Annotated in this window: 21 protein-coding genes and 4 pseudogenes; 18 read left to right on the top strand and 7 right to left on the bottom strand. The window is 68.5% G+C overall.

Going from position 1 to position 20,278, the window contains the following annotated elements; translation table 11 throughout:
* Positions 1 to 11 precede the first annotated feature (11 nt).
* Positions 12 to 370 (top strand): annotated as a pseudogene (locus tag ACFY3J_RS36350) (hypothetical protein).
* Positions 371 to 430: 60 nt separating this feature from the next.
* Here the strand turns inward: ACFY3J_RS36350 and ACFY3J_RS36345 are convergent.
* Positions 431 to 1,024, bottom strand: a complete 594-nt coding sequence (locus ACFY3J_RS36345; protein ID WP_384186468.1) for a phosphohydrolase — start codon at positions 1,022 to 1,024, stop codon at positions 431 to 433.
* 168 nt (positions 1,025 to 1,192) lie between these two features.
* Here ACFY3J_RS36345 and ACFY3J_RS36340 point away from each other — a divergent pair.
* The 6 genes and pseudogenes from ACFY3J_RS36340 to ACFY3J_RS36315 form a co-directional block, all read left to right on the top strand.
* Positions 1,193 to 1,357 (top strand): annotated as a pseudogene (locus tag ACFY3J_RS36340) (recombinase family protein); the annotation flags it as partial.
* A 74-nt stretch (positions 1,358 to 1,431) separates the two neighbouring features.
* A complete protein-coding gene (locus ACFY3J_RS36335) occupies positions 1,432 to 1,794 on the top strand; it encodes a recombinase family protein (protein ID WP_390842674.1) in 363 nt (120 codons plus the stop codon).
* A gap of 1 nt (position 1,795) precedes the next feature.
* Positions 1,796 to 3,301: a S1 RNA-binding domain-containing protein gene (locus ACFY3J_RS36330; RefSeq protein ID WP_390842656.1), complete on the top strand. Its 1,506-nt coding sequence runs from the start codon at positions 1,796 to 1,798 to the stop codon at positions 3,299 to 3,301.
* Entirely contained in the window at positions 3,219 to 3,878 is a 660-nt protein-coding gene (locus ACFY3J_RS36325) for a hypothetical protein (RefSeq protein ID WP_384186357.1), read from the top strand. The genes ACFY3J_RS36330 and ACFY3J_RS36325 overlap by 83 nt, the downstream gene beginning before the upstream one ends.
* 74 nt (positions 3,879 to 3,952) lie before the next feature.
* Positions 3,953 to 4,261: a hypothetical protein gene (locus tag ACFY3J_RS36320; protein ID WP_384186354.1), complete on the top strand. Its 309-nt coding sequence runs from the start codon at positions 3,953 to 3,955 to the stop codon at positions 4,259 to 4,261.
* Between the two features lie 32 nt (positions 4,262 to 4,293).
* Entirely contained in the window at positions 4,294 to 4,497 is a 204-nt protein-coding gene (locus ACFY3J_RS36315) for a hypothetical protein (RefSeq protein ID WP_384186352.1), read from the top strand.
* Between the two features lie 368 nt (positions 4,498 to 4,865).
* Here ACFY3J_RS36315 and ACFY3J_RS36310 read toward each other — a convergent pair whose 3' ends face one another.
* Entirely contained in the window at positions 4,866 to 5,444 is a 579-nt protein-coding gene (locus ACFY3J_RS36310; RefSeq protein WP_384186349.1) for a TetR/AcrR family transcriptional regulator, read from the bottom strand.
* Positions 5,445 to 5,536: 92 nt separating this feature from the next.
* Here ACFY3J_RS36310 and ACFY3J_RS36305 point away from each other — a divergent pair, with 92 nt between their 5' ends.
* Together ACFY3J_RS36305 and ACFY3J_RS36300 are read left to right on the top strand one after the other, a co-directional pair.
* Positions 5,537 to 5,983, top strand: a complete 447-nt coding sequence (locus ACFY3J_RS36305; RefSeq protein WP_384186346.1) for an anthrone oxygenase family protein — start codon at positions 5,537 to 5,539, stop codon at positions 5,981 to 5,983.
* Positions 5,984 to 6,176: 193 nt separating this feature from the next.
* Positions 6,177 to 6,602, top strand: coding sequence for a DUF4267 domain-containing protein (locus tag ACFY3J_RS36300; protein WP_390842655.1), 426 nt, complete (start codon positions 6,177 to 6,179; stop codon positions 6,600 to 6,602).
* A 2-nt stretch (positions 6,603 to 6,604) separates the two neighbouring features.
* Here ACFY3J_RS36300 and ACFY3J_RS36295 read toward each other — a convergent pair whose 3' ends face one another.
* Both ACFY3J_RS36295 and ACFY3J_RS36290 read right to left on the bottom strand, forming a co-directional pair.
* Positions 6,605 to 6,787 carry a hypothetical protein gene (locus tag ACFY3J_RS36295; RefSeq protein ID WP_384186341.1) on the bottom strand — a complete coding sequence of 61 codons (183 nt, stop codon included), beginning with the start codon at positions 6,785 to 6,787 and terminating at the stop codon, positions 6,605 to 6,607.
* Between the two features lie 637 nt (positions 6,788 to 7,424).
* Positions 7,425 to 8,756 carry an erythromycin esterase family protein gene (locus tag ACFY3J_RS36290; protein ID WP_390842654.1) on the bottom strand — a complete coding sequence of 444 codons (1,332 nt, stop codon included), beginning with the start codon at positions 8,754 to 8,756 and terminating at the stop codon, positions 7,425 to 7,427.
* 131 nt (positions 8,757 to 8,887) lie between these two features.
* Between ACFY3J_RS36290 and ACFY3J_RS36285 the strand changes: the two genes are divergently transcribed.
* Complete coding sequence (locus tag ACFY3J_RS36285; RefSeq protein WP_384186336.1) at positions 8,888 to 9,475, top strand: TetR/AcrR family transcriptional regulator; 588 nt, start codon at positions 8,888 to 8,890, stop codon at positions 9,473 to 9,475.
* A 313-nt stretch (positions 9,476 to 9,788) separates the two neighbouring features.
* On the opposite strand, the pseudogene ACFY3J_RS36280 reads toward ACFY3J_RS36285, so the two are convergent.
* A pseudogene (locus ACFY3J_RS36280) lies at positions 9,789 to 9,896 on the bottom strand (GNAT family N-acetyltransferase); the annotation flags it as partial.
* A 132-nt stretch (positions 9,897 to 10,028) separates the two neighbouring features.
* Between ACFY3J_RS36280 and ACFY3J_RS36275 the strand changes: the two are divergent.
* The gene (locus tag ACFY3J_RS36275) at positions 10,029 to 11,450 is read left to right on the top strand and encodes a DUF4158 domain-containing protein (protein ID WP_390842653.1); all 1,422 of its coding nucleotides are present in this window, start codon (positions 10,029 to 10,031) and stop codon (positions 11,448 to 11,450) included.
* Positions 11,347 to 13,245, top strand: a complete 1,899-nt coding sequence (locus ACFY3J_RS36270; RefSeq protein WP_390842673.1) for a transposase — start codon at positions 11,347 to 11,349, stop codon at positions 13,243 to 13,245. Before ACFY3J_RS36275 ends, ACFY3J_RS36270 begins: the two co-directional genes overlap by 104 nt.
* A 124-nt stretch (positions 13,246 to 13,369) precedes the next feature.
* On the opposite strand, the gene ACFY3J_RS36265 is transcribed toward ACFY3J_RS36270, so the two are convergent.
* Both ACFY3J_RS36265 and ACFY3J_RS36260 read right to left on the bottom strand, forming a co-directional pair.
* Complete coding sequence (locus tag ACFY3J_RS36265; RefSeq protein WP_351623164.1) at positions 13,370 to 13,714, bottom strand: helix-turn-helix domain-containing protein; 345 nt, start codon at positions 13,712 to 13,714, stop codon at positions 13,370 to 13,372.
* 698 nt (positions 13,715 to 14,412) lie between these two features.
* Positions 14,413 to 15,042, bottom strand: coding sequence for a type III effector protein (locus ACFY3J_RS36260; RefSeq protein WP_384186331.1), 630 nt, complete (start codon positions 15,040 to 15,042; stop codon positions 14,413 to 14,415).
* A gap of 128 nt (positions 15,043 to 15,170) precedes the next feature.
* Between ACFY3J_RS36260 and ACFY3J_RS36255 the strand changes: the two genes are divergently transcribed.
* The 6 genes and pseudogenes from ACFY3J_RS36255 to ACFY3J_RS36230 all read left to right on the top strand — a co-directional run bounded on the left by ACFY3J_RS36255 (position 15,171) and on the right by ACFY3J_RS36230 (position 20,175).
* Complete coding sequence (locus ACFY3J_RS36255) at positions 15,171 to 15,602, top strand: Hsp20/alpha crystallin family protein (protein WP_384186328.1); 432 nt, start codon at positions 15,171 to 15,173, stop codon at positions 15,600 to 15,602.
* Positions 15,603 to 15,704: 102 nt separating this feature from the next.
* A complete protein-coding gene (locus tag ACFY3J_RS36250) occupies positions 15,705 to 16,100 on the top strand; it encodes a DUF2267 domain-containing protein (protein WP_384186325.1) in 396 nt (131 codons plus the stop codon).
* Between the two features lie 53 nt (positions 16,101 to 16,153).
* Positions 16,154 to 16,597: a DUF2267 domain-containing protein gene (locus ACFY3J_RS36245; RefSeq protein ID WP_384186322.1), complete on the top strand. Its 444-nt coding sequence runs from the start codon at positions 16,154 to 16,156 to the stop codon at positions 16,595 to 16,597.
* A gap of 265 nt (positions 16,598 to 16,862) precedes the next feature.
* The gene (locus ACFY3J_RS36240; RefSeq protein WP_390842652.1) at positions 16,863 to 17,864 is read left to right on the top strand and encodes a recombinase family protein; all 1,002 of its coding nucleotides are present in this window, start codon (positions 16,863 to 16,865) and stop codon (positions 17,862 to 17,864) included.
* Between the two features lie 619 nt (positions 17,865 to 18,483).
* Positions 18,484 to 19,386 (top strand): DUF3626 domain-containing protein, encoded by a 903-nt coding sequence (locus ACFY3J_RS36235; protein WP_390842651.1) that lies wholly within the window; start codon positions 18,484 to 18,486, stop codon positions 19,384 to 19,386.
* A pseudogene (locus ACFY3J_RS36230) lies at positions 19,373 to 20,175 on the top strand (IS5 family transposase). The gene ACFY3J_RS36235 and the pseudogene ACFY3J_RS36230 overlap by 14 nt, the downstream one beginning before the upstream one ends.
* The last annotated feature ends 103 nt before the right edge of the window (positions 20,176 to 20,278 follow it).

Raw genomic sequence — 20,278 nt, 5'->3', positions numbered from 1 at the left:
ACACTCGCCCGATGAGCCACAGCACACAGCCGGGCCGCTGGGACGGGCCCTGGTACCGGGTTCGCACTGAGCACTTCGAAGCCGCTTTCCTGCCGAACTCCGGCGAGGATCTGGAATCTGTGGACAATATCGACGTCTTCGTGGACCTGAAGGACGGATCCCGCTGGAGCGCGCCATCATCACCCTCGAACAAGTCGAGATCATCATGGCGAGATGGGCCGAAAACGGGGAAGCCCTGGGAGGCCGCTACTTCTGGTGCTCGGACGGTCTCATCGTCCGCGATCCCGGCATCAGCAACATGACCCAGGTACTCACCGGCCTGATCGAGTCCGACGAGTTCACGCAGATCCTTCACCGCCTCGACGTCTGACCCGGCACCGTCCGGGCCGCGACGGCCTGCCAGTTGAAACGACCCAGCAGCCCCAGGCCCTCAGGCGTAGATCGGGAAGGACGCCTGGAACGCCAGACGCTCGTCGGCCGCGTCGCCGATGTCGGCGAGAACCCCGTCGAGCGCGATGAGCTCCTCCCATGCCGCCCGGCCAGTCGCTTCGGCCAGCCGAGCCACGACGAGATCTTCCAGGTCGGGAACACGCTTGTTCTTCCAGATCTTGTCGGCGAGGCTAACCAGCAGGTCGTCCAGGCCGACCCGCACGTCCACCCATGACGCGTGAGTCGCGGCGAAGCGCGCCAGCTCCGGGCTGATGCCGTGGCCGAGCAGAAGAGCCTGCCCGGCCTCCTCGTGCGCCGATCCGGGCCCGGAGAGCTCGGCGAGGTGCACCGTCTTTCCTACGTCGTGCGTGGCCGCCCCGAAGAGCACCGCCTCGCGGTCGAAGACCACGGCGGGGTAGCGCTGTTCCACCCAGTCGACCAGCTGGTGCGCGACGTCATGGACAGCGCGCAGGTGGGCCGCCAGCCGCGGCGGACTTCCCAGCTCCGACAGAAGCTCTGCGACACGATCCGGCAGAGGGAGCAAGGGCGGGCTGACGGTGCCGCTCATGGCTCTCGACAAGTGGGTGTTGGCCATCACCGCGTCAGGGTACTGACAGCGGCCCCCTCTTGCGTCCGTAAGAGGAACCCCCACCGAACAAACGTGATCTTGCCCGGCGGGAGAGATCGACCTGCACTGACGGCGTCTCATTTAGGGTGTCCGGTGATCTGTACGTTGAGCGGGGGCTTACCGTACGCCCCGGGCATGAGCGAACGCATCGGCTACGCGAGATGCAGCCTGGACAAGCAGGACCTCACCGCCCAGCGCGAGATCCTGCTCAGCCTGGACGTCCCTGAGGACCGGATCTACCTGGACCACGGACTGACCGGAACCAACCGCGACCGGCCCGGCCTGGCCCGGGCCCTCGCGGCCGTGCGCGCCGGCGACACCCTCGTCGTCCCGAAGCTCGACCGCCTCGCACGCTCGGTACCCGCGCCCGCGACATCGGTGACTCGCTCACCGCCCGCGGCGTCAAGCTCTCGCTCAGCGGCACCCTCTACGACCCCGCCGACCCAATGGGCAAGATGTTCTTCAACATCCTGGCTACCTTCGCCGAGTTCGAGGTCGACCTGCTGCGCATGCGCACCCGCGAAGGCATGGCGGTAGCGCGGGCCAAGGGCAAACTCAAGGGGAAGCAGCCCAAGCTCACCGCCCGCCAGCAGAGCCACCTGGTCCAGCAGCACGAGTCCGGCGAGCACACAATCGCCGACCTCGCCGAGCTCTTCTCCGTTAGCCGCGCCACCGTCTACCGCGTCCTTGAACGCCACCAGATCGCGCCCGCGCCGTCGACCCCCGGCAGGCAGTGACGTGCTGCCCTACGTCTACCAGGTCACCAAGTACGACCCCGCCGACCGCGATCAGCACGGCCACTACATTGGCGCCGAGCCCGCAACCAGCGACCACGGACCGGTCGAAGCCGCCTACCTGCAGGCCATCGCCGCCTTCGCAGAGGACACCGACGTCGAACAGCTGACCATCCGCGAGCCGCAGATCGGAGGCTTCGCCCACTTCGGCCTGGAGCCACCGGTCGACGGCTATGGCCTGGCCGGCCTCTTCCCCGCCGGCCCCGCCGGGTTCCACGACGGTGCGCTTGTGCCGATCGCCGCCGGCCTGGAACTCGTCCGGGCCATGCTCCGGGACAACGGCGCCTGGTGCCGCCTTGAGACGGAGGGAGCGTTCACGGTGCACGTCGGCTGGGACCAGTACCTCTACATCGGCAGCAGCCACCCCTGCGACGCGGCGCTGACCCGCACCCGCTCGCTCGGCCTGTTCCCCGAGCGCCTGGACGCGTCGCCGTACGACTTCGCCCCCGACGACCCCGCGTACGTGCAGCGCCCGGCCGACGCCGACTTCTGGGCCCGCCTGCATTGGGCGGTCAGCGCCCACCGCGCCACGTACCTGGAGGAGACCTACGCCGCGAACGCCTCCCGCTGGCACCGCCTCACCCGCGACAACATCGAGGCGGTGCGCGCCCAGCTCACCCCTCGCGCACAGCTGGCGGTCTGGCCGGACCTGCTCACCGATGTCGACGCGGCCATGAGCTCTCTGCCCGAGGTGGGCCTGGTGGAAGTCCTCTGGGAGGACGAGGGCGGGCGGATCACCAGCGTGGTCGTGGACGAGACCCAATTCGAGGCAGTGACCTCCCAGATCACCGGCGCGTGTGCTGCTGGCGTTGTATCCCTGGCTACCGATGAGCGGCACCCACTGTTCACTGCTGTGCTGCCGGACAGTGATGGGGTTCTCCGCGCACGCTGGCAGACCGAGCCAACGCCCAGCGACCGGGACTGGGCGTTCCTGAAGACCCTGCGGCGCGGCCAGGTCGTCACCGGCACGGTGACGACCATCGCCAGCTTCGGCGTCACCTGCGTGGACATCGGCGGCTTCACCGCGATGATCAACATTCCGGAGCTGTCCTGGCGGCCGATCAACCACCCGTCCGACGTCGTCAGCGTCGGCCAGCAGATCACAGCCGAGGTCCTCGACGTCGACATGGTCCGGGAACGGGTGCCGCTGTCGCTCCGAGCAGTGCAGGAAGACCCGTGGCCGCAGGTAGCGCAGCGGATCGGGCAGGTGGTCACCGGACCGGTCACCAAGATCATTCCGTTCGGCGTCTTCGTACGCATCGAAGACCGAGAGGGCGGCTTCGAAGGACTCGTGCACACCAGCGAGTTGGATGAATCGACCGGAGGCGTCGTTGAGGTTGGCGACGCCCTTACAGTGAAGATCATTGATGTCGATCTCGCCCGGCGTCGCATCGCCTTGTCTCAGACGCAGGCCCGCACACCCCGCCATCAGGGAGATCGCCATTCCTGACGAAACGGCTGTCCACACGGCCAAGGACGACACCCTCGGACCCGCCTGGTGGACAGAGGACCCCGAGCGCTGGGACCTCCTGCAGTTCGAAGCGGCCCACGACGAGGCTGGCCTGCCCCTGGACCGGTGGTGGAAGGACCGCAGGGACGTCCTGGACGCGCTCATCCTCACCCCGGGGCCGGTCGACCACGACTTCGCCCGCTTCCTGCTGGACCAGGAGATGCGGTTCCACCGCCACTGCTGGGGCTTCAGCCACACCATCGAGGCCGCCGCGCTCCTGCTCGCCGAGCACCGCCGGCCCGATGACATCTGGCGCCTGTGGCAGGCGATCACCACCAGCTTCGACACCTGGTGCGGTCTGCCCCACCGACTCTTGTTCGCCGGGGGAGGAACGACCCGCACGATCGCCTATGTCGTCGGCTCCGGCCACGAACAACAGGACAACCTACTGGGACACCTTCAGGAACTCGCTGAGGTGACCGACGACGACGTCACCACGCTCCTCACGCAACGCCGCCGCTACTACGCCGACGTCCTCCGCGAGCCGGGCACGGCCCCGGAGTCCGGCGATGGCTGAGGAGCAGACGGCGACGCCCCCCTGCCAGCTCCGGGCGATATCGCCGCATGGCTCGCGGCAGTCATCATGGACCGGTGACGACGTGGATGCGCTGCTACTGGGACGAGGAAGCCACCTGGTTCTACTTCGAGGTCGATGCCGAAGGCTGGGTGACCCGGCAGGTCGAGCTCCACGGTTTTGAGCTGGCCCCGATCGTGGCTGCCTCCCTGGAAGAGTGGCAGCGAGCCCAGCAGGCAGGTGACCTGGCCGAGTACGAGAAGAAGTACGGAGTCACCGCAGAACTCCCTGTGTCGCAGTGGGAGAACTATGAACCTGACCAGCTGACCTCGCAAGAGTTCGAGGAAGTCTGGGATGCTGCCCGTCGGGAGATCGCAGGCCGCTGACCCCGAGCTCGGGTCGATACTCTGTCGGGCTTATGGAACAGCTGCCCGCGAGCGTCGATCGCGACATCGTGAACCACCGGATCATCTTCGCCATCAAGGCGATCCGTGAGGCACGCGCCTACACCCTCCACGAGGCGCTGGACGTCTTCGCCGAACGCTACGAAGAGCTCCGCCGGGATCGCCCGGACGACTTCACGGTGTCACGCGAGGACTACGGCCGGGGCTTCTACTCCTAACCCGGGGGAGAACGCGGGCAGCCATGACAACAGGTCGTCAGATCGGGCACGGAGAGCTACTTGTCACTTCGCGGCAGATTCGGGAGCGCAGGGCCGAGTAGGTCGACCTCCACCTGGTAGTACACCGCCCCGTCCACCCAGTCCTGCCGCGCAAGGACCGGCGCATACCGCCACCTGCCGCCGGACAGCACCCACAGCGCCGGGCGGTCACCCTTGGGCCACGTCCATACCTGCGGCTGCGGCCCGTCCTCCGGTCGCCACGGACGCGCCGGTACCGGCTCGGGGATGGGGATGACCGTCTCGCTCACGAAGCGTTGCCGCAGGCAGGCAGGCAGCGGCGGGGGCCCGAGGGCCCCGGCTGCGGTGTGTCAGACCACGGCGAGCCGGTCCACCAGCAGCTCCACCCTCTGCGCGGCGTCCTCCGGCAGCAGCCGTCCCGCCCGGGTCAGGGTCGCAAGGCCGTGCAGGGACGCCCAGAACACCTCGGTGAACAGCCCCGGGTGGACGCCGTCCCCGGCGACCTCGCCCAGGCTCTCCATCAGCGCGGCGAAGGCGTCCTTCAGCGGCTCCGGGGTGTCCTCCTGCGCGTACGCCAGGCCGCCGTCGAGCTGGAACAAGGCGTCGTAGACCGCCGGGTTGCGCTCGGCGAAGTCGAGGTAGGCACGGGCGAGGGCGGCGACCCGCTCGCGCGGGCTGTTCGCGGCGGACGCCGCGGCCCGCACCGCCACGGCCATCTCGGCGGCGCCCTCGAGGGCGACGGCGCCGATGATCTCGCGCTTGCCTCGGAAGTGGCTGTAGAGGACGGGCTGGCTGTATTCGATGCGCTCGGCGAGCCGGCGCGTGGTGACCGCGTCCCAGCCCTGCTGCTCGGCGAGTTCACGGGCCGTCGCCACGATGAGGCGCTCGCGGACCGCCCGTTCGCGTGCCTTGCGTTCCTGTACCGACATAACTCGAATCCTAGCACCGCTAGACAAGTAAGCGGCAGCAGTACTAGCGTTGCCTACATTGGCTAGCAGCGCTAGATCCTGGGAGGGTCACCATGCTCAGCGCACTCGAGGTCATCACCACCGTGGTCGTCGGCCTGATGGTGGGGGTGGAGTTCTCCGTCGCCTTCGTCATGAACCCGATCTTCAACGCCCTCCCGGAGGACAGTAACCAGCAGGCCCACTCCCACGGGGGCCGGATGCTCGGCGCCGTGATGCCGTTCTGGTACATCGGCTCACTCGTCCTCGTCGCGGTCTGGGCTGTCGCGGGATGGCACCGCCCCGGCACCGGCCTCGTCGTCACCGCCGCCGCGCTGCTGATCGTCAGCGTGATCATGTCGATCCTGCTGCTCGTCCCGATCAACAACCGGGGCAAGACGTGGACCCCTGACAACCGGCCCGCCGACTGGAAGGAGCAGATGAACCGCTGGGACCGCTACCACTACGTCCGCGTCGCCGTCATCATCGCCGCCTTCGCCCTGCTCGTCGCCGCCCTCACCTGAGCCCGCGGGTCGACACCGCGCCGGTGGCGCACGATCCCCACTCCCCGGGCGGCAGCTGGCCACCGAAATCCCGACATCCGGGCAAGATACGCCCCTCGATCAGCCGCGTCCGCGCGGCCTGATCAGGCTCCACACGACTCAGCAAGCTCCACGAAGCTCACCAAGCTGACGAAGACTTGCAAGGAGAAGAACAATGTCGCTGAAGAAGATCAACACCGTCCTGGCCGCCGCCTTCATCCTCTTCATCCTCTGGTTCGGGGTGGAGTTCATCCTGAGCCCGGAGACGACGGCGCCGGGCTTCGGCCTGCCGAGCTGGCCGTCCGGCGACGGCGACGGCTTCCTGATCATCAAGGGAATCCGCGACGTCGTCTTGGCCCTGGTCCTGGGCATCCTGCTGGTGACGGGCCACCGCCGGGCGCTGGGCTGGGCGCTGCTGGTGGAGGCCCTCGCCGCGTACGGCGACATGACCACCGTGCTGGCCCACCACGGCTCCGTGGCCACCGCGCTCGGCGTCCACGGCCTGACCGCGACACTGATGGTGGTCAACGGCCTGCTGATAATGTGCGAGACCCGCAAGGTCGCGGCCGCTCCGGCGACGCCCGCCCCGCAGCCCGCCTAACGTCACCTTGGCGCGTCCGGCACGTCACACGGCAGCGTGAGGAGTCGCCGACGCCGCAGGGCCGCCTCCAGTACCCAACGGGGTCCCCTCAGCTCGGCGATCGCCTTGCGCACCTCGGGGCGGGTCGTGGTGCCCTCGTAGACCTTGAGAAACCCGAGCGTGGCGAGACACAGCGTGACGGACATGGACGCGGAGGCGGCCCTTGGTCGTGTCGGGGTGCGGCGCCACGGGGGGAGCGCCGCACCCCTGTCCAGGCGGGCGATGCGGGCCGGCCGCGGCGCTCCCTGCCTCGCTCGGCCTCGTCCGGCCAGCCGTCGTGCGGCTCACGGGGCAGGGGTGGTCATGCTTCTAGTTCGGCCCAATGACCATCGGCGCGCTACAGGCCGCTCAGATCGTTGGGCGGCGTCGGCAGATTCGCTCACACCTGCTTCGAGGGGCTTCGTAAGCACGCGTCCACGTCCGGTACCGCCCCGGGCGCGGACCTGATCAGGGCGGTGACAACCGTCTGGTCGGCGTCGCGTGCGCATCCCGTGACCGGCAGCAGCGCGGAACACGCGATCAAGGCGGCAACAGCGGTGTGACGGCGCATGACTGGCCCCTTGTCAGGAGACGACCTGTGCCCCTTCGACCCGGAACGCGCGGCAGGGGTTGCCCTCACAGGCCGCGACACGTTCGTCAACGGCATCCGGATCACGCTCCTGCGATCCCCCGACCTGCGTGAGACATCTCGTGCGTCAGCGTCTCATTCAAGTCCGGACTCGCAGCGAGCGCGGCGTGCCAGTCGGCTGCCGGCGACATGCGTGATGACGGGGCAGCGCGAGTTCATCGGAGGTGCGCGGCTTCGACTTGGTGTAGGTGGATCAGCACGTCGTAGGAACGCGCTAGGGCGGTCTGAGGATCTTCGGTCGACCAGTACAGGCCGTAGGAGCGGGTCGGGCGGGCGGTCGTGAGCCAGTCGCGGGCCGCGGCCGGGGCGGTGCGCAGGTCCAGGGCGAAGTCCCGGTAGCGGACCCGGTCCAGGGTGTATTCGTTGTGGTCGGCGGGGGCGGGCGACACGGTGTACATCTTCGGCTGCTGCGCGGTGAAGTCGGGCAGGGCGTTGATACTGCCCCGGCCCAAGGTCAGGCCGATGTTCATGTATTTAGCGCCGAGCTTCTTGCGCAGGAACGCGCCGACGGGTTCGGGGAACTCCTGAGGGTTGTCGCTGGTGTAGGCGACATGGCTGTTGTTGGAGGCAAGGAGGATCTTGCCGTTCGTGTGGGCGAGCCACCAGGCGGTGTTGTGGGCCATCACCTGGTCGCGGTAGCGCATCCGCTCGGAGAACTGCTCGTCGGGGAAGGCGTAGCCGGTGAAGCTCTGCGCGACGGCGGTGGCGTTCTGCACGGCCCAGTCGTACGCCCCTCCCGCGGGTCCCTTGGGCCGGCCCGCTGCGCGCAGGAGGGCAAGGGCCTGCGTGGCGCGGTCGGCCTCGGCGCGGCGAAGCGAGGAGTCCTTGCTCAACTGCTCGTTCATCCAGGTGCCTGCCTGGGTTCCTCTTGTGGGCTTCAGCCCTGTGTACAGGGAGTCAAGGCGTTTGGCCAGACCGGGTCGGTGGGCGCTGACGTAGGCACCGACCTGGTCGAAGGCGTCCGGTCCTGGGTATCCGAGGTCATTGCCGACGAAGTGGAGCCTGGGCCGGTCGGGGTGCGTGAGGTTGTAGTGGCGCATCCAGTGGATGAGGTCCAGGTATTCCTGGGTGTTCCAGAAGACGTACTGGCCCTGGAACTCCTCGCGCATGATCTGTGCCGGGTCGCCGACGCCGTGCGCCACGTAGTTGTCGAGGCGCAGCCCGGTGCTCCAACTCGCTTCCAGGACGAACGTGGTGAAGCCGCGGGTGGCCACCAACTTCTGAAAGGCACGTCGCTTGAGAGTGAAGAACTCGTGGCCGCTGTGGCTGGCTTCGCCCAGGCCGACGACGCGCGCATCGCCGACCATCCGGACCACGCCGCCCAGGTCGCCGAGCGGCTCCGCGCGCCGCTGAAGCGAGTCCACCGGGCTGGGGGCAGATACGGCGTCGGCCGGGGCGGCACCGAGGGGAAGGAGTGTTCCTGCGGCGAGCGCGGCGGCGGTGAGACCGATCAGGCGGCGGCGTCGGACGGTGGTGGCGCGGTACATCGCAGCTCCCTTGGGGCGTGGCCCGATGTGGACGGCACGACCATAGTCACGAATTGAGCAAGCGCGCAATACGCTTGTATAGATCGAACGTCTAAGGCATTTGCGCAAGCCGTCCGATAGCCTGTGCTGTCATGGGAAACCGTGAGGACCTCCTGGCCGGAGCCCGGCGCTGCCTCGAGGACAAGGGCTGGGCCAGGATCACCGTGCGCGACATCGCCGCCGCCTCGGGCGTGAGCATGGCGGCCATCGGCTACCACTTCGGCTCCCGCGAGGCGCTGCTGACCGCCGCCCTCATCGAGGCGATCGACGAATGGGGCACCCGGCTCGGCCGCACCCTGTCGTCATACGGCACCAAAGGCGCGAGCGAAGCCGAGCATTACGAGGCTCTATGGGCGGCCGTCATCCACTCCTTCACCGACGACCGCAAACTCTGGCTCGCCACACTCGAAGCCCTGGTGCAGGCGGAACACTCCGACGACCTGCGCCGCTACCTCTCCGGCGGCCAGGTCCACGGCCGCCGGGGCCTCGCCGCCCTGCTGCGCGGCACACCGGAGGACGAGGTCGACGACGCGACCGCCCGCACCCTCGGTGCGACCCAACTCGCCCTGTTCACCGGCCTGATGACGCAATGGCTCACCGACCCCGACCGGGCCCCCCGCGCCCCCGAAGTCGTCGCAGGCCTGCGCGCGCTCACCCACCTCGTCCGCCCAGACGCATAAAGTCGCCCACCACGAGTGACCCTCGGATTCCTTCGGCGTCGGCGCGAGTGCCAGGGCGCCGAGAGGGCAGCCGACCTCGACGCCCAGCTGCGGGAGTCGGCGGGCATCGCGATCAGCGCGGCCCGGCGGACGCTGACCCGCCCGCATGCCCACGTTGCCGATCCAGCTCCAGCACTGCGCCCGCGAGCACTTCGGGCTGACCGATGCGAGCCCGGTACGAACTGCGGTCCGGCGAGAACTCGGAGCGGCCGCAGCAGGGTCGAACCCGGCCGGTGGGCCCGCAAACCCGCACCCCCGGCCCTAAGCGTCCGGATCAGAGTGGGGTGAGGATCATGAGAATCTCGTCGCGGTCGTCGCCTGCGGCGAGCCGGAGAGCGCCGGGCCACCGGCCGACTTCCTTCCAGCCGAGGCGCCCGTAGAAGGGGTATCGCCGAGGTGAGCCCAAAAGGGGCCATGGGATGATCTTGAACCGCTGAGAGGCCCGGCCCGTCACCCGTTCGGCTCAGTGTCGTTGGTGGTGATGTTGACCATCGTCTGAGGCCTGGGGTGGGTTGTGACCTCGATCGAGCGGACCGCGTATCCGCGGTTCAAGCGGCTGATCACCGCGCATGAGCTGCATTTGTTTTTCTCGCCGACGCGCGAGGAGCTGGCATGGGCGTCCGATGCCACGGACTGCGATGAGCATCTGCTGGCGCTACTGCTGATGTTGAAGTCGTATCAGCGCATGGAGTGTTTCCCGAAGCTGGAGGACGTCCCGGACATGGTGGTGGACTTCGTCCGGCGTCACGTGGAGCTGCCGGAGGGCACGCTGCCGGTGTACCAGGCGGAGAAGACCGCCAAGAACCACCGGGGCCTGGTCCGCAAGCGGGTCGGGGTCCTCTACGACCAGGCGGAGGCCCGGCGGATCGTCGAGCAGTCGATCCGCAAGGAGGCGGCGGCGAAGAACCGCCCGGCGGACCTGATCAACATCGCGCTGGAGAAGGTGGTGGAGGCCGGGCTGGAGCTGCCGGCGTTCTCCACCTTTGACGCGATGGCCTCGAAGATCCGGCGCGAGGTGAATACCGCGATCTGCGACGGCGTCCACGACCGAATCAGCCCGGCGGAGCGGGCTGGCCTGGCACGGCTGCTGGAGGAACGCGACGGCGACGGCACCACGTTGTTCAACCGGCTGAAGAGGCCCGCGCAGGGGCCGAGCTGGTCGCACTTCAAGAACTTGACCAAGCGGCTGGAGTGGGTGGACGGGCTCGGCGACACGGACGTGTGGATGGACGGGGTGGCCGCGGGGAAGGTCACCGACTTCGCCGGGGAGGCGGATGCCGCCGGCGTGGCGGAGCTGCGGGACTACAGGCCCGTCAAGCGCATCGCGCTGGTGGCGTGCCTGGTGCACAAGGCGAGGATGAGGGTCCGCGACGACCTGGCGACGATGTTCTGCAAGCGGGTGGCGACGAAGGTCAAGAAGGCGAAGCAGGAGCTGGAGGAGATCCGGCTGGCCGAGCGGGAGATCGTCGAGGCCCTGATCGGTAACTACCGCACGATGCTGAAGAACATCGACGCCGACGGCCCGGCCCAGGCCGCGCTGGTCAAGGCCGCGGCCATGACCGCCGAGACCCGGCAGGCGCTGGACGGCCTGGACGAGGCGGCATCGCTCGATGAGGTGGCCCAGCGGCTGGATGGGGAGGTCTCCCCGGCTCTGCTCGCCCTGGCGAAGGCCCTGGTGGTGCCCGGCCGGGGGCTTAAGCGCGGTCACCCAGACCGTGGAGGAGTTCGGCGGGTTCGACAAGCAGTACGAGCAGATCGAGAAGGTCTCCGCCCATCACGGCAACTTCTGGGAGGTGCTGCTGTACGGGCAGATCGGCCGGGACCGGGCGGTGATGTTCGACCTCGCGGAGAAGCCGGAGTTCACCGCCACCAGCGAGGACGGGCGGCTGCTGGACGCGCTCGCGCACGCCCGGCGGCACCAGGCGGCCCGCGGTGAGTACATCACCGCCTTCGACGAGATGGGCCAAGAGGTGGACATCTCCTTCGCCACCCAGAACTGGCGCAAGGCCGCGTGCGACAAGACACGCCCGTGGCAGTTCGTGCGCAAGCACTTCGAGGCCATGGTCTTCACCGCCCTCGCCGAGGAACTGCGCACCGGCGACGTCGCGGTGGTCGGCTCCGAGGAGTGCGCCGACTGGTCCAAGCAGCTGCTGGCGTGGGAGGCCGTGCAGGAGAAGCTGGGCGCCTACCTGGTGGAGGTCGGCCTCTGCGAGGAGGGCGAGACGGCCGAGTTCGACGCCGGATTCTTCCGCCGGCAGCTGGAGGACAAGCTGCGGGATGCCGCCGCGGCGGCGGACGCCGGATACCCGGACAACGAGGGCCTGATCATCGACCCGGAGACGGGCATCCCGTCGCTCAAGCCGCACCGCTCGGAGGGTCAGCGGCCCTCGGCCAAGCGGCTGGAGGAAGAGATCAAGGCCAGGATGCCGGAGCGTTCCCTGATGGGCATCCTGGCCCGCACGGCGTACTGGGTGGAGTGGTGGCGCCGCTTCGGGCCGGCCTCCGGCAACGAGCCGAAGCTGGCCGACCCGTTCGGCCGCTACGTGATCACGACGTTCGTGAAGGGCACGAACATGGGCCCGTACGAGGCCGCCCGGCACATCCCCGGCGTGAGCGGGCACGAGCTGTCGTACACGGCGAACCGGCACTTCTCCATCGTGCTGCTGAACGAGGCGGTCGCCGACCTGGTCAACGCCCACGCCCAGCTGGACATCTCCCAGGCATGGGGCGACGGCACCGCGGTAGCCGCGGACGGCACCCACATGGACACCTACCTCGACAACCTGCTCGCCGAGACGAGCGTCAGATACGGCAAGCCGGGCGGGATCGCCTACCACCACATCTCCGACACCTACATCGCGCTGTTCACACACTTCATCCCGTGCGGGGTGTGGGAGGCGGTCTACATCATCGAGGGCCTGCTGAAGAACACGTCCGAGGTGAAGCCCACCACGGTGCACGCCGACACCCAGGGCCAGAGCTTCCCGGTGTTCGCGCTGGCCCACCTGCTGGGCTTCGACCTGATGCCCCGCATCCGTAACTGGAAGGACTCGACGTTCTACCGGCCCAGCAAGCAGAGCGAGTACGTGCACATCGACGCCCTGTTCGGAGAGCCGGGCAGGAACGTGATCGACTGGGACCTGATCGAATCGCAGTTCCGGCACCTGATGCGGGTGGCCGTCTCGGTGCGCGAGGGGGCGATCTCCTCCTCCACGCTGCTGAAGCGGCTGCGGTCGGGCTCCAAGAAGAACGCCACGTACGCCGCGTTCCGCGAGGTCGGCCGTGTGATCCGCACCGTGCAACTGCTGCGCTACCTCTCCGACGCGCCGCTGCGCAGGCGGGTTACCGCGGCGACGAACAAAGTCGAGTCGTTCAACCGGTTCTCCCAGTGGGGCGGCTTCGGCAACCGCGGCGTCATCGCCGACAACGACCCGGTCGAGCAGGAGAAGGCGATGAAATTCAACGCTCTGCTCACGAACGCGGTCATTTTTCACAATGCCCTGGACATCGCCGAGATCGTCCGCCAGCTGCTGGAGGAGGGCTGGACGATCCAGCCGGAGGACCTGGCGCACATCTCGCCGTACCTGACCGAGCACATCAACCGGTTCGGCGAGTACAGCACGCACGAGCTCGGCATCCAGCCCGAGGCGTACGACCCGAAGCTGGACGTGGACTTCGCCCCGCTGCGCGAGGCGGACCCGGCCGCGGCTGGCTTCGGTCAGGCCGCCTGAGAGGCCGCGGCCGGGGCGGCATCATGAAGTCCATGGACGATTGATCGAGGGTGCTTATGGCGGCGCGGCCGGTGACGGCAGCATCGTCCGCTGGCCGGTGTTGCCCCAGGATCGGCGTGCTGATTCAGGCTGAGTTCTTCGACTGCGACTCGCGGCCTTGTGTGCGCAGGTGCTCGTTGATGCGCCGGGCTTCTTCGAGCTGGTCTTCGAGGATGACGATGCGGCAGGCGGCTTCGATGGGGGTGCCCTGGTCGACGAGTTCGCGGGCGCGGGCGGCGATGCGCAGCTGGTAGCGGGAGTAGCGGCGGTGGCCGCCTTCGGAGCGCAGCGGGGTGATCAGGAGGTGTTCGCCGAGGGCGCGGAGGAAGGCGGGGGTGGTGCCGAGCATCTCGGCGGCCCGGCCCATGGTGTAGGCGGGGTAGTCGTCATCGTCGAGATTGTCGACGGGACGGGAACTGGCAGGGGGCATAGACCTCTTCTTTCAGGGGACACGTCGGGGGGCCCGGGTGCCGTACGGCACCCGGGCCCCGAGCTTTCAACACCATCTACCGGCGAACTGCGCCGGCCTTCTTTGTCCGCAGGTTCCGCCTGGGAGGGCGGGGCTGCGGGGATCGCGGATGCGTGACCGGGGACCACCTTCCAATCCGGGGCCTGCGGTACCCGGGCGGACTTCTTCCTCGCCCGGGCGATCCTGATGGCGTCTGCTCCTTTACCTTCGGCTACACGGTCGTACTGCTGGATAACGCGGGTACTGCTCGCAGCCCCCGTGGGGCGTCCTGCTTGACCTGCATGCGCGGCAGTTCATCTCTGCCGTGCCCATCTCGACTTCCTGGGTACACGGAAAAAATAACCCTGCGACGAGCCAATGTCTACTGTGACCGCGACAGATTTTCTTCAGGTTCGATGCGTGTAGTTCTGCCGCAAACACACCTGCATGAGTGATGCCCCGGCGCGAACCCACGAGGCGCGGACGAGGAAGCTGGCCATCCTCTACGAGCTGTGTGTGCTGGTCAGCTGGCGGGATGCGCTGCGTCGGCGGGAGATCTGGGCGCCGGGGGCGAACCGGTGGCGTAACCCGGAGGACGATCTGCCGCCGGACTTCGAGGGCAATCGGGGGTTCGCCCGGGGGCGGAGGCTGACTGGGCTGTTGCGGGGCACCGGGCGGGGTCAGGGGGGAGTGAGGGTGTCGAGCCGGGCGGCGAGGTCGGGGTGGGCGGCGGCCAGGTGGGGGCGAGTGGCGGTCAGGGGGGCGATGAGGTCGGCGGGGTCGTTGTGGGCGAGGGCCGCGTGGAGCTCATTGAGCGGGCGGCGGGCGGCGGGGGGAAGGTCGGTGAGGGCGGTGATCTGGCCGGCGAGGCGGCGCAGGTCGGCCGCATTGCGGCGGGCCCAGGTGGCGGTGTTGCGGTCGGCGGCCCGGGCCTGACGGGTGGCCGTCACGCGCTGTTCGCCGGTGGTCCCGGCCGGGCCGGGGCGGCCGCGCAGGTAGCGGCGCTCGGCGGCCTGGCGGCTGGCGACACCCAGGGGAGAGGCGAGGTCGGCCCAGCTGGCGCCCGCGTCCCGGGCCGTTTCGATCAGGCCGGTCTCCCATCCGGCGAGCCGCTCACGTACCTGCCGCAGCAGCATCAGCGAGGCGAGGGCCTGCTCCGGGGCCGGCCCGGCGCCGAGGGTGTCGGGGGTCTCGTGCTGGGCGTCGCGCAGGGCGTTGTCTATGGCTTTCAGGGCCGCCGCGGCGGCGAGGAACGACGCCGGGCTGTGGGCGTCGGCGTCGGTGGAGACCGGCTGGTCGGGTGCGGTCACGGGCACCTCCCTCGGGTTGTCATCATGTAGACGACATCGTGTTTGTCATCCATTGGATGACATGTTACAACGGTGTCAGTGAGGCGCATTGGCAGTAACTGCCTGAACCTGCTGGAGGTGTTTTCACGATGTTGATGCGCACTGACCCCTTCCGTGAGCTGGACCGGCTGGCGCAGCAGCTGATGGGCCCGGGCACCTGGTCGAAGCCGTCGGCGATGCCGATGGACGCCTACCGCGAGGGTGACGAGTACGTGGTGGCCTTCGACCTTCCCGGCGTCAGCGCGGACGCGATCGACATCGACGTCGAGCGGAACATGCTGACCGTCAAGGCCGAGCGCAGGCCGGTGGCGAAGGCCGACGACGTGCAGATGGAGCTGTCCGAGCGGCCGCTGGGCGTCTTCTCCCGCCAGATCGTGCTCGCCGACACCCTCGACACCGAGCACATCCAGGCCGACTACGACGCGGGCGTGCTCACCCTGCGCATCCCGATCGCCGAGCGCGCCAAGCCCCGCAAGATCTCCATCGGCGTCGGGACCGGCCACAAGGAGATCTCCGGCTGACACCGGCCGGACAGGTGCGGAGGACGGGCACCTGATCTCCCCCTCACCCCGCCCTCCGCACCCCCGTGGGCAGGCCGAAGAACAAGAAGGGGTGGCGGCGAGATGACTCTGCGACGCGAAGCGTTCCTCGACCACGTGAAGGAGCGCGGCGAGTACGGCACTGTGGAGGAAGCCGAGCGCGCGGCCCGTGTGGTGCTCGCCCTGCTCGGCGCGCATCTGGTCGGCGAGGTTCGCGCCCAGCTCGCGGCACGTCTCCCGGAGGAATTCGCCCTGATCCTCCTCAACCCGCTGCAGAGCGCCGAACCGCTGCCCCCGGAGCGGTTCGTGCGGGCGACCGCGGCCTGGATCGAGGGCGCCACCGAGCAGACCGCGACCTGGGACGTCAGCGCCGTGCTGTCCACGGTCGCCGACACGGCCGGCGAGGACCTGCTGGGGCAGATCCTGCTCCAGCTCCCCGCCGGCTACGACCTCCTCTTCGGCCGCCCCCAGCCCACCTGACCCCTACCTCGGTGCCACACACCCGCACCACTCTACGAAAGGCATGCACTGCAGTGATCACCGACGTGCGCGTACCGGCTGAGCACCAGCAGCCGTACTCGACGGCGTATGAGCAGATGCTGGAGAAGGTCCGCTACGAAGGCGCCTACCCCACCCGCGAGAGAGCCGAGGAAGCCGTCCGCCTGGTTCTCGCGGGGCTGGGACGCCAGCTGACCGGCGACGAACGCGTCGACCTTGCCGCCTGCCTGCCCCTGGAAGCCGCACGTGTCCTGACCGCACAGATCCCCGACACCCAGCCGCTGACCGGCTGGGCCTTCGTCAAGGACCTCGCCGCCCGCTCCGGCGCCTCCCTGGCCACCACCCGCTGGGACACCGGCTCCGTCTTCGCGGCCGTCGCCGCCCACGCCGGCCCTGACCTCATCACCCGCATCCTCCACCAGCTCCCCACCGGCCACGCGCTGTTGTTCGGCCACGCCGAACTCACCTCCGCCGCGTAAACGGCACCGGCACCCCGGGGCCGCAACAGGATCCCTCCGGCGGCCCTTGGTGAAGTCCCCGATCCGCGCGATCGGGGACTTCCGCCTTCGCTGTGCATGATGACCGTCTCGGGCGGTGTTTCTCATAAACGGTCCTTTGCCCGAGTAAGATCAAGAACGGGCCGCAGAACCCCCGTTGATCTTGAGCGGGTTCTCAGAACCTGTTCTCACTCAAAAGAGGGACGGACCCCCTTCTGAGAGTTGCATGGTGCGAAAATCCGGGCCCATGACGGACCCTCAGCAGCCCTCCCCAACCGACCGGTCGGACGCGGACGACATCGAGCAGCACGCATGTCCGAAGTGTGACGCACAGCCAGGCTCACCGTGCCGCTCGCGCGGCGGCGCGGTCGCCTCCGCCTACCACACTCGCCGCTTCACCCGGGTGCCCCGCCTGAAGAAGGCGCTGAGGGTGCCCATCCCCGCGGACCGTAACCCCGGCAAACCCTGGCGGCCCGGCACTCCACCCCCAGCTCCGGCCGTCGCGGACACCCCGGGGGCGGACATCCGCATCGGTTACGCCCGCTGTTCGACCCTCGGCCAGGAACTCGGCTCCCAGCTCGACGCCCTCACAGCGCACGGCATCCCCCGGGACAAGATCTTCAGCGAGAAGATCAGCACCCGGGTGCGGGTCCGCCCGAAGTTCGAGGAGGCGCTGAGGACGGCGCGGGAGATCAAGGCGCACGCCCCGCACTGCCGGGTCATCTTCACCGTGTACGAGATGAAGCGCCTCGGCCGCGACGCCGCCGAGCTCACCGCGCTTGCCGATCACCTCACCGCCCACGGCCTGGTCCTGGAGATGCTCTCCGGGCCTCTGCCCGGCATCTACGACCCCACCGGCGCGGCGCCGCTGCTGTTCGCGTTCTTCGCGGCGATGGCGGAGACCGAGCGGGAGAACATCCGCGAGTCGACGCTGGAGGGGCTCGACACCGCGGCCCGCAAGGGCAAGCACGGCGGCCGGCCGCCGGTCATCACCGACGACATGCTGCACACCGTGCTCCGGCGGAGGGCGAACGGCGAGTCCGTCGAGCAGATCCAGCCCGACCTGATCATCCCCACCGGCAAGCGCAGTGGCCGCAGCCCGTCTGTCGCCAGCGTCTACCGAGCACTCGCCGAGCACGCCAAGCGCGAGGCGTACCCCGAAGCGGTCGAGGCGGCCCACGCCGACTTCGCCGCCCTCCAGGCCTGCGAACTCCCCAGCCCCCGGGCCCAACCGCCGACCGTACGGTGACTCACTAGAGCTTCAAGATCATCTCGTGGCCCCTTTTGGGCTTACCTCGGCGATCCCCCTAGAAGTCCTCCAGGCCAACGTCGTGCGGGCGGCGAGGTGCAGTCTTGTGGGATGCCGTCCCACGGGTAGCGGCGTCGGCAGATTCGCTCACACCTACTTCGAGGGGCTTCGTAAGCGCGCGTCCACGGGGACTGCGTCGTCGCGACGGTGCAGTCCATCAATTGAACTTTACGGAACAGACTGGCCATCCTCACCGAGTGCCGAGAAGTGGCTGATCTCCGTACGGAAAGTGCCGGAACGGCGCTGCGCCGCTCCACCCCACGGCACTTGGCTGGGGAGCCAGTCTGTTCCGTAAAGTTCAGACGGGGACGTCCAGACTGGAGGTAGACGACGCGTCAGCCCTTACGCCGAATCACCAGGACCGCCGCGCCATTCCTACGAACGGGCGCTGCGTGACGCGTACGCACACTGCACAGACGTCCGCCCTCGGGGCCGGGCCGCCGCCCGCAGTTCCTAAGAGTCGTCTCGATTGGTGTTCAAAGCTCCGTCTCCCGCACGGCCGGACTGTCGGTAGACAATCCGCGTGCAGCCGTCGATCAGCTTGAGGAACACTGTGCGGATGAGCTCCGCAGCCTCCCAGACATCACACGAACGGGCCCTTGGGCATGTCGCGGAACTGGCGTCGGGCCCTCCGATGGACCCGACGCTGCGGGTGACCCTCAACTTCCACCCAGACCGGCTGCTACACGGCAAGCCGATCCTGGATGCCATGGCCGAGGACGGTGTCTACCACTCGCAGTTCGTCACGGGGACCAGCAACGGCGGACTGACCGCATATCCCGGCGGCGACCGGTGGCGCTGGGAGAGCCGGATCTTCGACGGGGCCTACGACGAAGCGCCCACCCATGAGCGGCCCGTCTATGGGGCGTTGAACTTCCGCCGCAAGCCCGTCGGCGGGGCACCGCGGTTCGGCTCTGCCCACTTCCGGCTGACAGCCGAGACGCTGGCGCGGACCACGTTCTGCTACCCGGACAGTTTCCTTGAACCATCAGACTTCGGTGTCGCGGCCCGCATGGGGCTCATCGAGCTTGCCCTCGCCGATCGTCAGGACGACCTCGACGACTACATCGAGGCGCAGGTCCACGGGTCTGTGCGACCCAACTGCCACGCAGAGGCGCTGGTCCTGGACCCCTGCTATCGAGGTACGGCTGTCGAGGTTGCGGCCCTGCGCCTGGGCTGCCCCGTGGAGTGGCACCCCGGCTTCCGACTCAAGGTCGAAGAACTCCTCCGTCATCCCAGCTACCGCGGTCAGCAGTACGTCGACTTGGGCGCACAGATTGCCATCGACGGCGTACTCAATCCGCGCATCATCGGGGACGCAGCGCGTGCCGGCCACCACGACCCCCAGGCGATCAAGAAAGTGTGGCACTACCTCGCGCGTTTCGGGGCGCCTGGGACGGCCGTTGACGATTCGGTGAGTCCGGAACCGACGGAGGGGGCTGTACTCGATGGGCTTCGTTGAGGGGCTGGTGCCGGAGGGGCTGTGGGCGTTGTTCCGGGCTGTGAGACCGCCGATCCCCACGAGGCCGCAGGGCGGTGGCCGTCGGCGAGCTGATGATCGCGCTGTACTTGCCGCGATCATCTTCGTCGCCACCTCGGGATGCACCTGGCGGCAGTTGCCGCCGGTCTTCGGCGCGTCGTGGCAGACCGTCCACAGACGCTTCTCCGAGTGGTCCGCTGCACGGGTGTGGGCGAAGCTCCATCGCCTGGTGCTGGACGAACTCGGCGCCCGGGGAGATCTGGACTGGTCGCGATGCGCGATTGACTCCGTGAACATGCGAGCTCTCAAAGGGGGGAGCTGACAGGCCCGAATCCTGTCGATCGCGGCAAGAAGGGATCGAAGATCCACTTGATCACGGAGCGGACCGGTCTGCCCCTCTCTATCGGCATATCCGCCGCCAACACTCACGATAGCCAGGCTCTCGAACCCCTCGTTCGCGGCATACCGCCCATCCGATCTCGCCGTGGACCACGTCGACGCCGCCCCGCCAAGCTGCACGGAGACAAGGGCTACGACTACGACCACCTGCGGAAATGGCTCCGTTCTCGGAACATCACACCCCGCATCGCCCGCAAGGGTATCGAGTCCTCCCAGCGCCTGGGCCGTCACCGTTAGACGGTGGAGCGGACCGTGGCCTGGCTATCCGGGTGCCGCCGTCTGCACCGCCGCTACGAACGCAAGGCCGAACACTTCCTCGCCTTCGCCGGCATCGCGGCCACCCTCATCTGCTATCGGAGATTGACCAACTGAGACGATCTCTAAAGTGGCGCCATGAGCAGCAACACGATCCTCACCCCGGACCCGTACGCGATCCTCGACGGGTGGCTGTCCGGGGTGTACCGGCGGCCCGACG

The organism is Streptomyces sp. NPDC001231 (genome assembly GCF_042896885.1).
Taxonomy (GTDB): Bacteria; Actinomycetota; Actinomycetes; order Streptomycetales; family Streptomycetaceae; genus Streptomyces.
This window is presented reverse-complemented; position numbering and strand designations above follow the sequence as displayed.

Excerpts from the sequence above, each read along its gene's own strand:
- ACFY3J_RS36345 (WP_384186468.1), bottom strand. The coding sequence starts at position 1,024 with ATGGCCAACACCCACTTGTCGAGAGCCATGAGCGGCACCGTCAGCCCG.
- ACFY3J_RS36325 (WP_384186357.1), top strand. The coding sequence starts at position 3,219 with ATGTCGATCTCGCCCGGCGTCGCATCGCCTTGTCTCAGACGCAGGCCC.
- ACFY3J_RS36315 (WP_384186352.1), top strand. The coding sequence starts at position 4,294 with ATGGAACAGCTGCCCGCGAGCGTCGATCGCGACATCGTGAACCACCGG.
- ACFY3J_RS36310 (WP_384186349.1), bottom strand. The coding sequence starts at position 5,444 with ATGTCGGTACAGGAACGCAAGGCACGCGAACGGGCGGTCCGCGAGCGC.
- ACFY3J_RS36305 (WP_384186346.1), top strand. The coding sequence starts at position 5,537 with ATGCTCAGCGCACTCGAGGTCATCACCACCGTGGTCGTCGGCCTGATG.
- ACFY3J_RS36300 (WP_390842655.1), top strand. The coding sequence starts at position 6,177 with ATGTCGCTGAAGAAGATCAACACCGTCCTGGCCGCCGCCTTCATCCTC.
- ACFY3J_RS36295 (WP_384186341.1), bottom strand. The coding sequence starts at position 6,787 with ATGTCCGTCACGCTGTGTCTCGCCACGCTCGGGTTTCTCAAGGTCTAC.
- ACFY3J_RS36290 (WP_390842654.1), bottom strand. The coding sequence starts at position 8,756 with ATGTACCGCGCCACCACCGTCCGACGCCGCCGCCTGATCGGTCTCACC.
- ACFY3J_RS36285 (WP_384186336.1), top strand. The coding sequence starts at position 8,888 with ATGGGAAACCGTGAGGACCTCCTGGCCGGAGCCCGGCGCTGCCTCGAG.
- ACFY3J_RS36270 (WP_390842673.1), top strand. The coding sequence starts at position 11,347 with ATGTTCGACCTCGCGGAGAAGCCGGAGTTCACCGCCACCAGCGAGGAC.
- ACFY3J_RS36265 (WP_351623164.1), bottom strand. The coding sequence starts at position 13,714 with ATGCCCCCTGCCAGTTCCCGTCCCGTCGACAATCTCGACGATGACGAC.
- ACFY3J_RS36255 (WP_384186328.1), top strand. The coding sequence starts at position 15,171 with ATGTTGATGCGCACTGACCCCTTCCGTGAGCTGGACCGGCTGGCGCAG.
- ACFY3J_RS36250 (WP_384186325.1), top strand. The coding sequence starts at position 15,705 with ATGACTCTGCGACGCGAAGCGTTCCTCGACCACGTGAAGGAGCGCGGC.
- ACFY3J_RS36240 (WP_390842652.1), top strand. The coding sequence starts at position 16,863 with ATGACGGACCCTCAGCAGCCCTCCCCAACCGACCGGTCGGACGCGGAC.
- ACFY3J_RS36235 (WP_390842651.1), top strand. The coding sequence starts at position 18,484 with ATGAGCTCCGCAGCCTCCCAGACATCACACGAACGGGCCCTTGGGCAT.